Raw genomic sequence first — 1,353 nt, 5'->3', positions numbered from 1 at the left:
AGTCCGTTGTCGTACCGCAGACGATGGAAATAGCAATCCAAACCGGCCCGCCCGAACCCCGGAGCCACACCGGACAATGGCATAGGCTCATCAGGCAGGCCCGTACAAGGAGTGCGGCTGATACATCATAATTGAGAAGCTGACTGACTAGCGCGAGATAATCCGAACGCCATCTGGCATTCATAAGGAAGGCGTTGGCCGAGGCATTCGACAGCCCAACGGTCGTCGTCACGCACCACCGCCCCCCACCCGAACTTCATCGAACAGCGCGATCAGGCAGCCCGCTGACCCCGGCCTTTGCTTCTAACCTCAGCAATGTCGCCGAATAATTTCAACCAGATCTCTGGATCCATGGCCACGATCATGGATCACATGATTATCGGCTAGGACGGACGGGTGTTTTCGCAAACCAGGCGGGCTAGAGAGTTGCAGTCGCCCTCTCTGCTCCTTCGGAGTGTGGTCTGCTCCGAACACCAGATCCTCGAACAGGTTCGTTGTCGGTTATTCAAAGCCCCGCCGCCTTGGTCAGATTGACTCTGAAGCGGTCCCGGCGTCGTTGATAGCGACGGGTCATTTCGCCTGACGCGTGCCCCAGTTGCTTCTGAACATGCCGCTCGTCGACCTCGGCCGAGGAGGCGAGCCCGGCGCGCAGCGAGTGGCCTGCGAATTTCCCCGCTCGTTCTCCCTCGGAGAGATCGCCGCGAACGCCGGCGGCGAGGGCGGTGCGCTTCACCAGACGGGCGACCTCCCGGTCATTCAGGCGCTGGGGACCAACGGACTGACCCTGGCCGGTAACGCGCCGAAACAACGGACCGTGCGCGATCCTGGCGAGCTTCAGCCAGGTCTGCAGTGCCACCAGCGGGCAGGTGGCGTCGGCGGAGCCGCGGCCGACCTCGACCTCGCGCCACCCAGTCTTGCCGCGCAGCGTAATGACTACGCCCTTGTCTAGGATCTCGATCCAGCCGCGGCCGTCCTCGGTCTGGTCGCGACCGAAGTCGAGGCCGACGATCTCGGACCGGCGCAGTCCACCGGCGAAACCGATCAGCAGCATGGCTCGATCCCGGAGGCCGCGGAGTTTGCCGCGATCGAGCGTCTCGAGCATTGCGATGACGTCCTCGGGCAACACCGCCTCCTTCTGAACCGGCGGGCGGCCGTGGCTGTTGCGGATGCCGGCCATAACCGTGGCGATGTGGCGATCCGTGCGATCGAGGATTTGGCCACCCTGTGCGTAGTTCCAGGCAAGCGCGGAGAGCCGACGTTCGATCGTACTGACGGACGAGGGCCTACGGCTTGGCGTGGTTGTCCCGGATGCCAGGGCGGCGATGTAGAGCCCGACGATCTGCGGATTAGGGG

At 63.5% G+C, this 1,353-nt stretch carries 2 protein-coding genes; both read right to left on the bottom strand.

Features of this window, described 5'->3' with window-relative positions; translation table 11 throughout:
- Positions 1–232, bottom strand: a 232-nt coding sequence (locus AC1DVA_RS28375) for a hypothetical protein (RefSeq protein WP_476808126.1), incomplete at its 3' end; no start/stop codon positions are given.
- A 273-nt stretch (positions 233–505) separates the two neighbouring features.
- On the bottom strand, positions 506–1,353 hold an 848-nt coding region (locus AC1DVA_RS28370; RefSeq protein WP_476808125.1), incomplete at its 5' end, for a site-specific integrase.

The organism is Allobosea sp. P4_C6, from assembly GCF_056402015.1.
Note: the sequence above shows the minus strand (reverse complement) of the source record. Positions and strands in the feature narration are given on the sequence as shown.